Raw genomic sequence first — 8538 nt, forward strand, 5'->3', positions numbered from 1 at the left:
CACCGGGTCGAGGCGGTGGAGTTCGCCGAGGTCAAGCGGAAGTCCATGCAGGCCCACGCCAGCCAGATGGCACCCGACCACTTCCTGCTCGCGATGCCCGAGCCGATCTTCGCGATGGGCCTGGGCACGGAGTTCTACATCGTCGACGAGCCCCCCAACCCGGCCACCGCCCCGGAGGTCTGGACCGAGCTGTTCGTGCCGCTGCGCTGAGCCACGACATGATCAGGGTCCTGCTGAAGGAATGGGTCGTCGCCGGCGGGGAGTGTCCCGTTCCGTCGGTCGGTGATGTGATCACCGTCGGGCTCGGTCTCGACGTCGACAGTGTCGACCGGGACGACCGGGACGACGTCGCCGGGGCACCGGACGGGATCGAGTCGACGGCATCGCCCCTGCTGTCGAGGCGGTCGGCCGATGTCGCCATCACCGGGCGGGTGGATGTCGTTCGCAGTGCTGCCTCGCCGTTCGCCCTGGTGGTGAGCCCCGCCGACGGGCTGCACGTGCTCCTGCTCGGCGAGTCCGCGCACTGCGGATCCGAGCCTCGCGTGACCGCTCGTGGAACTCTCGTCGTCGAGCCCCACATGTGGAGGTCGCCAGGGCTGATCGCCGACGATGAGCGGTTCGCCCTCACGACGGCGAGGGTTCGCGCCGTTCATCCGATCGGTGGGCAGACCGCAGGCCTGGGCGGGATCTCCGTCGATGTGCTGCTCGATCTCGAGCCGGTGCACGCACGCCGGTGAGCAAACGGAGCCCTCGTTCATCGTCGCTGGACGACCGGAGCTCTCGTCCACGGATGCGGGGTTGTGGGGGCCTGGGGTGGTCGTTCTACCCCCGGTAGAGCACAATCATCGAGCGACCGTCGTCCGGCACCGGGGCGACGCGGCCCGGACGGGTCCCGGTCGCGGGTCGGAGCTAGAGTCCGGCTGGCCCGAACTAGGTAAGTGCAGGAGGCACAGTGACAGCCGTCGCGCCCAAGCCGATCACGTCGCGCCCGTACCCGGCGCGGCGTACGGGCAAGGGATCCACGCTGCTCAAGATGCTGCGGACGACAGACCCCAAGGACATCGCGATCCTGTACCTGGTCACGTCGTTCGGGTTCTTCCTGGCCGGCGGTGCCATGGCACTGCTGATGCGGGGTGAGCTCGCCCGGCCGGGTCTGCAGTTCCTCTCGACCGAGCAGTACAACCAGCTGTTCACGATGCACGGCACGATCATGCTGCTGCTCTACGCGACGCCGATCCTGTTCGGGTTCGCGAACTACATCGTGCCGCTGCAGATCGGTGCCCCGGACGTCGCGTTCCCGCGGCTGAACGCCTTCTCCTACTGGCTGTTCCTGTTCGGCGGGTTGACCGTGCTGTCCGGCTTCCTGACCCCCGGCGGTGCCGCGGACTTCGGCTGGTTCGCCTACAGCCCGCTCTCCGACGTCATCCACTCGCCGGGGCCCGGCGGTGACCTGTGGGCGATCGGCCTGGTCGTGTCCGGTCTGGGCACGATCCTCGGTGGCGTCAACTTCGTGACGACGATCGTCTGCATGCGCGCCCCGGGCATGACGATGTTCCGGATGCCGATCTTCACCTGGAACATCTTCATCACCGCGCTGCTGATCCTGATCGCGTTCCCGATCCTCACCGCCGCGCTGTTCGGCCTGCTGGCCGACCGGCACCTGGGCGCGCACGTGTTCGACCCCGCCAACGGCGGCGTCATCCTGTGGCAGCACCTGTTCTGGTTCTTCGGGCACCCCGAGGTCTACATCGTGGCGCTGCCGTTCTTCGGCATCGTCTCGGAGATCTTCCCGGTGTTCGCCCGCAAGCCGGTCTTCGGCTACAAGGGCCTGATCTTCGCCACGATCGCGATCGCGGCCCTGTCGGTCGCGGTGTGGGCGCACCACATGTACGCCACCGGCGCGGTGCTGCTCGCGTTCTTCTCCTTCACCACGTTCCTGATCGCCATCCCGACCGGCGTCAAGTTCGTGAACTGGATCGGCACCCTGTGGAAGGGCAAGCTGACGTTCGAGACGCCGATGCTGTTCGCGGTCGGCTTCCTGGTCACGTTCCTGTTCGGCGGCCTGACCGGCATCCTGCTCGCGATGCCGCCGGTGGACTTCCACGTCAGCGACACCTACTTCGTGGTCGCGCACTTCCACTACGTGCTGTTCGGCACGATCGTGTTCGCCACCTACGCCGGCATCTACTTCTGGTTCCCGAAGATGACCGGCCGGATGATGGACGAGAAGCTCGGCAAGCTGCACTTCTGGACGACGTTCGTCGGCTTCCACCTGACGTTCCTGGTCCAGCACTGGGTGGGCAACGAGGGCATGCCGCGCCGCTACGCGGACTACCTGCCCACCGACGGCTTCACGGCGCTGAACATGATCTCCTCGATCGGCGCGTTCGTGCTCGGGGCCTCGACGCTGCCGTTCATCTACAACGCGTTCAAGAGCTACCGCTACGGCCGGGTCGTCACCACCGACGACCCGTGGGGCTTCGGCAACTCGCTCGAGTGGGCGACCTCCTGCCCGCCGCCGCGGCACAACTTCACCGAGCTGCCCCGGATCCGTTCCGAGCGCCCGGCATTCGACCTGCACTACCCGCACCTGGTCGAGAAGGCCCGCGCGGAGGGACACGTCGGGCACAAGCCCCAGGTCGCCGAGGTGGCGGCCCAGGGTGTCGGCAAGGAGGCCCAGCCGGACGACGACCCCAGGTCCGTCTGAGCCGGGTGAGCCCAAGAACCGAGAAGGACACCGCTCCGACCGCCCGGTCCACCGTGTTGATCACGGTGACCGGGCCGGACCGGCCCGGGGTCAGCTCCGTGCTGTTCACCGCGCTCACCGCGCACGGGGTCGAGCTGCTCGACCTCGAGCAGGTCGTCGTGAACGGCCGGCTCACCCTCGGCGCGCTCGTGCTGCCCGACACCGACCCGGAGGGCCTGCAGGAGTCGGTCGGGTCGGCCATGGACAGCATCGACATGGCCGTACACATGGAGTTCAACGCCGACGGCGGCCAGGACCCGCGTCCGGGGTCGACGCACGCCGTCGTCGTCCTCGGCCGTCCGATCACCGCACGCGCGTTCGGTGCGGTCGCGGCCGAGCTGGCCGCGGTCGGGGCGAACATCGACGCCATCCGCCGGATCGCCGACTACCCGGTCACCGGTCTGGAGCTGATGGTCTCCCCGGAGCCCGAGGGCGGCGCCGAGACCTACCCGGCGGGCACGCTGCGCAAGCGGCTGGTCGGGGTGGCCCGCAGCGCCGGCGTCGACGTGGCCGTGTCCCGGGCCGGCCTGGCCCGGCGCAGCCGCCGTCTGATCGTGTTCGACGTGGACTCCACCCTGATCCAGGGCGAGGTCATCGAGATGCTGGCCGCGCGGGCCGGTGCGGACGTCGAGGCGCAGGTCCGGGCCGTCACCGAGGAGGCGATGCGCGGGGAGCTGGACTTCACCGAGTCGCTGCGCCGCCGGGTCGCGGCTCTGGAGGGTCTGCCCGCCTCGGTCGTCGACGACGTCGCGTCCCGGATCGAGCTGACCCCCGGCGCGCGCACGACGATCCGCACGCTCAAGCGCCTCGGCTACCGCTGCGGTGTCGTGTCCGGCGGGTTCACCCAGGTCATCGCCGGGTTGGTCGACGAGCTGCGGCTGGACTTCGTGGCCGCGAACGAGCTGGAGATCGTCGACGGGAAGCTGACCGGGCGGGTCAGCGGTGAGGTCGTGGACCGGCCGGGCAAGGCCGTGGCGCTGCGCCGCTTCGCCGAGGCCCACGACATCCCGGTCGAGCAGTGCGTGGCCGTCGGCGACGGCGCCAACGACATCGACATGCTCTCCACGGCCGGTCTGGGCATCGCGTTCAACGCCAAGCCCGCGCTGCGCGAGGTCGCCGACACCGCCCTGTCCGTGCCCTACCTCGACGTCGTGCTGTTCGTGCTGGGCATCACCCGCGACGAGGTCGAGGCGGCCGACGAGGCCGAGGGCGTGCTGCGGCGGGTCCCGATCGCATGACTCCGGCCGGGGGTTCCGTGCTCGACCTCCTCGCCGCCCGCTACGGCACCGGCGCGACCGTCCGGGAGATCCCGCCCGAGGTCGACGGCGTGGTGCGCGCGATGCCGGTGATCCTGCGGATCGAGCGCGACCCGCAGCCGTCCCGGACGGCGCTGCTCCAGGCGGCCGCGACCGCCGCGCTGGCGGTCTGCCTGGACCCCCGCGCGCAGGAGGGCGGCGAGTGGGACGAGCCGGTCCGGACCTGGGTCGACGGCCGGATCCGCAAGATCGCCCGCCGTGCCCGCGGAGCGCACTGGGACGCCGTGCAGGAGCTACCCGGCGTGACCGTGGGCCACGGCACGGCCCAGGCGCGCGCCCTGCTGCCCGGTCCGGTCGACGACGTCCCGAAGACCGTCTCGCGCCTGCAGATCGGCGGGACGGACCTGGGGACCGACACGCCCGGTCCACCGCCCGACGGGTGGCCGCTGATCGTGCTGAACCCGCACGCCGAGACGAGCGTCGGCAAGGCGGCCGCGCAGGTCGGGCACGCCTCGATGATCCTGGCCGCGGTGCGGGGCTGGACCTCGGTGCCGGAGTTCGCGGTCCGCGACACCACCCCGGGCGGTTGGGACACGCTGCTCGACGACGTCGAGGGCGGCCGGGCGGTCGCGGTGCGCGACGCAGGGTTCACCGAGGTGGACCCCGGCACGATCACCTGCGTCGCGATGGACCGACCCGACTCCTGATCCGGACACCGCCGGGATGCGTCTCAGCGCGAGAAGTCGATCACAGGCGGACGCTGACGCGCATCTCGGCGGTTCACGGGCGGGGTGAGCTCAGACGGTGGCCTTGAGGGTCACGTCGACGTTGCCGCGGGTGGCCTTGGAGTACGGGCACACCTGGTGCGCGCCCTCGACCAGGTCGTCGGCCTCGGCCTGACCGAGACCGGGCAGGTGCGCGGTGATCGTCGCGCTGATGCCGAAGCTGGTGTCGTCGGGGGACAGGCTCACCGACGCGTCGACGGTGGCGCCGTCCGGCACGGCGACCTTCTTCTTGCCCGCGACCAGGCGCAGCGCACCGTGGAAGCAGGTGGCGTAGGCCGCGGCGAACAGCTGCTCGGGGTTGGTCGCCCCTCCCGGGCCGCCCAGGGCCGGCGGCATCTTCAGGTCCTGGTCGATGATCCCGTCGGACGTGCGGACCCGCCCGTCGCGGCCGCCGCCGGACGATGTGGCCTCGGCCGTGTAGATCGCGTCTGCCATGGGAGTACCTCCGTGCTCGTGGATGGTCGGTTGTGCACAACCTATCGCCGGACGAGGGGCCCCTGCCACCGGTAGGACGGGTGTCACGCTCCGCGCAGGCGGCGCAGGGCGCCGTGCACCTTCGCCACGTCCGAGGTGGCCCAGAACGGCGGGAGCGAGGCGCGCAGGAAGCCGCCGTAGCGGGCGGTGGCGATCCGCGGGTCCAGGATCGCGACGACGCCGCGGTCGTCCATCCCGCGCAGCAGCCGGCCGGCGCCCTGCGCCAGCAGCAGCGCCGCGTGCGTGGCCGAGACGGACAGGAACCCGTTGCCGCCGCGGGCGTCGGTGGCCTTCTGCCGGGCGGCCACGAGGGGGTCGTCCGGGCGCGGGAACGGGATCCGGTCGATGATCACGCAGGAAAGCGACGGGCCGGGGACGTCCACGCCCTGCCACAGCGACAGCGTCCCGAACAGCGACGTCTCGGTGTCCTCGGCGAACCGCTTGACCAGCAGCATCGTCGAGTCGTCACCCTGGCAGAGCAGGGGAGTCGACAGCTTTCCGCGCAGTGCCTCGGTGGCCTGCTTGGCCGCGCGCATCGAGGAGAACAGGCCCAGCGTGCGCCCGCCCGCGGCCTCGACGAGCCCGGCGATCTCGTCCAGGTACTCCTGGGCGAGCCCGTCGCGGCCCGGCGGGGGCAGGCGCTTGGCCAGGTAGAGGATCCCGCTGCGCCCGTGCGCGAACGGCGAGCCGACGTCGAGCCCGCTCCACCGCGGGGCCTCCGGGTCCTGCACCGGGCCGTGCCCGGGGTCCGAGGCCGACACGTCCGCCGTCTGGGCGCCCGCCTCCTTCGGCTTCTCCGCGGGCAGTCCCCACTGGCGCGCCAGGGCGTCGAACGAGCCGCCCAGGGCCAGCGTCGCCGACGTCAGAACCGTCGTGCGCTGGGCGAACAGCCGCTCGCGCAGCAGGCCGCCGACCGAGAGCGGCGCCACCCGCAGGACCTTGTAGCGGGCGCCGTCCGGGCCCTGCTCGCCCAGCCAGACGACGTCCCAGCGCTTGGCGGGGTCCTGGGTCTCGAACGTCTTGGTGAGCCGGATCGCGGTCTCGGACACCTCGTCGAGCAGGGCGAGCGCGACCTTGCGGCCGGTGGCCTGCTCCGGGTCCTCCTTGCGCTGCCCGCCGAGCCCCTGCCGGCATCCCGCGGCGGCCTCGACGATCGAGTTCAGCGCGCCGGCCGCGGCCTGCGGCAGCGTCTCCCAGCGCCCGGGCGGGAGGTCCTCGAGCACCATGCCCAGGCCCTCACCTGCCTCGGAGAGGCGGTCGGCCACGGCCTGGTCGACGAGCTTGCCGCAGCGCCGCGCGGCCGCGGCCACGGTGCCCGAGGTCAGCTCCGCGGTGGCGGCGCCGGTCACCCGGTCCACCAGCTCGTGCGCCTCGTCGATCACGACGACGTCGTGCTCGGGCAGCACCGAGGCGTCGCCCATCGCGTCGATCGCGAGCAGCGCGTGGTTGGTGACGACGATGTCGGCGCGCCCGGCCTCGGCGCGCGCCTTCTCGGCGAAGCAGTCCTCACCGACCGGGCAGCGGGTGGCACCCAGGCACTCCCGCGCCGTCACCGAGACCTGCCGCCAGGCGGCGTCCGGGACGCCGGGGACGAGCTCGTCGCGGTCGCCGGTCGCGGTGTCGGATGCCCAGTCGTGTACGCGCTTGACGTTGCGCCCCATCGCCGAGATCGCGAACGCGTCGAAGAGCTGCTCCTCGCCCCCGTCGTCGCCCATGTCCTCGCCGTGCAGCTTGTTCAGGCACAGGTAGTTGCGCCGGCCCTTGAGGATCGCGAACGAGGGCTCACGCCCGAGCAGCGGTTTCAGGCTCTTCGCCACCCGCGGCAGGTCCCGGTCGACGAGCTGGCGCTGCAGCGCGATCGTCGCCGTCGAGATCACCACGGTGGTCTCGCGCATCATCGCGTGCCGGATCGCGGGCACCAGGTAGGCCAGCGACTTGCCGGTGCCGGTGCCGGCCTGCACGGCCAGGTGCTCGCCGGAGGACAGCGAGCGGCGCACCGCGTCGGCCATCGCGTCCTGGCCCTCGCGGCGGCTCCCGCCGACCGCGGTGACCGCGGCCTCCATCAGCTCGGCGACGCCGGGGAGGTCGCGGGCGGCGACGGTCGGGGAGGCGGGCACCCGGGCGAGGCTACCGGGGCGGGCCGACGATCCCCGCCGACCGTGCCGGTCCGGAACCGCGCGCCGCGCCCGGCGCCGTGCGTCCCGGTCGTCCCCGGCGTGGTGAGGCCGATCTCACGCCGGGCGCGGACGCACGGTGAACCGGTCGTGAACACGCCGTCACCGGGGTGTGATCCGGGTCGGCCGGGTGGTCGGTGACCTGCGTCATGACGGCACGATGGTGTCGTGACCACGACGCAGACGACCCTCTCCGGGACCCGCCAGGACCCCTCGCTCTACCCCGTGCTGATCGAGCACGAGGCCCGCTACTCCGACCTCGACCCGAGCCGCCGGATCGGCCGCGACGCGCTGGTTCGCTGGTTCGAGGACGCCCGGGTGGCCGTCGAGCGGGACGCGTTCGGCGCGGACCTGGTGGCGCGGCTGCAGGCGCGCGTCAAGCTGCTGCTGGCCGCGGTGCGGGTGGACGTGATCGCGCCGCTGCGGGTGGCCGGTCGCTACCGGATCGGGATCGGGGTCAGCCACATCGGCGTCTCCTCGTTCACCTACGCCTACGCCGTGTTCGCCGGCCAGGAGTGCGTGGCGACCGGCGAGTCGGTCAGCGTGCACGTCGGGGCGAACGGCCCGGCCCCGCTGTCGGACGAGGTGCGCGGCGCGCTGGCCACCATCCAGGTCGACGCACCGGCCTCGGAGCGCCCGGACCGCGGTGGCGCGCGGCTGGTCCGCGAGAACTACCCGTTCCGGGTGGACGTGCGGACCCGGTTCGGCGACCTCGACACCAACCGCCACGTGAACAACGTCGCGCTCGCCGGCTGGTACCTCGACGGCCTGGCCGAGCTGCACCAGGACGTCCTGGGCTACCCGACCGGCGGCCCGCTGGACGGGCTGTCGCCCAGCTCGCTGACCGTGCAGTACCGCGACGAGGTCGAGTACCCGAACATCTACCAGCTCCGGATCGGCGTGCTCGAGATCGACACCGACACCGTCCGCTACGCCTGCGGCCTGTTCGACGGCGCGCGGTGCATCGGCCTGGCCGAGGCCGAGGGCAGCCACCACGCCCCCGGCATCGACGGCGACCCCGTCCGCCTGGCCGACGCCCTGGCCCCCTTCCACATGAAGGCCTGACCACGACGGTCCTGCTGGCCCACTGCGCCGGAGTCGCC

General features: G+C 72.1%; 7 protein-coding genes and 1 pseudogene. 6 read left to right on the plus strand and 2 right to left on the minus strand.

All coding sequences use genetic code 11. The features are described 5' to 3' along the window. The 5 genes and pseudogenes from I4I78_RS26275 to I4I78_RS26295 all read left to right on the plus strand — a co-directional run. Positions 1-210: pseudogene (locus I4I78_RS26275) on the plus strand (GlcNAc-PI de-N-acetylase); the annotation flags it as partial. Positions 211-218: 8 nt separating this feature from the next. Then, positions 219-737 carry a hypothetical protein gene (locus I4I78_RS26280; protein WP_218614179.1) on the plus strand — a complete coding sequence of 173 codons (519 nt, stop codon included), beginning with the start codon at positions 219-221 and terminating at the stop codon, positions 735-737. Between the two features lie 215 nt (positions 738-952). Further along, a complete protein-coding gene (gene ctaD / locus I4I78_RS26285; protein ID WP_218614180.1) occupies positions 953-2707 on the plus strand; it encodes a cytochrome c oxidase subunit I in 1755 nt (584 codons plus the stop codon). Positions 2708-2712: 5 nt separating this feature from the next. Continuing rightward, entirely contained in the window at positions 2713-3984 is a 1272-nt protein-coding gene (gene serB / locus I4I78_RS26290; RefSeq protein ID WP_308252364.1) for a phosphoserine phosphatase SerB, read from the plus strand. After that, positions 3981-4709, plus strand: coding sequence for a peptidyl-tRNA hydrolase (locus tag I4I78_RS26295; RefSeq protein ID WP_218614181.1), 729 nt, complete (start codon positions 3981-3983; stop codon positions 4707-4709). Before serB ends, I4I78_RS26295 begins: the two co-directional genes overlap by 4 nt. A 90-nt stretch (positions 4710-4799) precedes the next feature. On the opposite strand, the gene I4I78_RS26300 is transcribed toward I4I78_RS26295, so the two are convergent. Next, the gene (locus tag I4I78_RS26300; protein ID WP_218614182.1) at positions 4800-5222 is read right to left on the minus strand and encodes an organic hydroperoxide resistance protein; all 423 of its coding nucleotides are present in this window, start codon (positions 5220-5222) and stop codon (positions 4800-4802) included. A gap of 83 nt (positions 5223-5305) precedes the next feature. Then, on the minus strand, positions 5306-7324 hold the full coding sequence (locus I4I78_RS26305) for an ATP-dependent DNA helicase (protein ID WP_218614185.1): 2019 nt from the start codon (positions 7322-7324) through the stop codon (positions 5306-5308). A 279-nt stretch (positions 7325-7603) separates the two neighbouring features. Here I4I78_RS26305 and I4I78_RS33985 point away from each other — a divergent pair, with 279 nt between their 5' ends. Continuing rightward, the gene (locus I4I78_RS33985) at positions 7604-8500 is read left to right on the plus strand and encodes a thioesterase family protein (RefSeq protein WP_218614183.1); all 897 of its coding nucleotides are present in this window, start codon (positions 7604-7606) and stop codon (positions 8498-8500) included. Positions 8501-8538 lie beyond the last annotated feature (38 nt).

This window comes from Pseudonocardia sp. KRD291 (assembly GCF_019263595.1).
In the GTDB taxonomy this organism is placed as follows: domain Bacteria; phylum Actinomycetota; class Actinomycetes; order Mycobacteriales; family Pseudonocardiaceae; genus Pseudonocardia.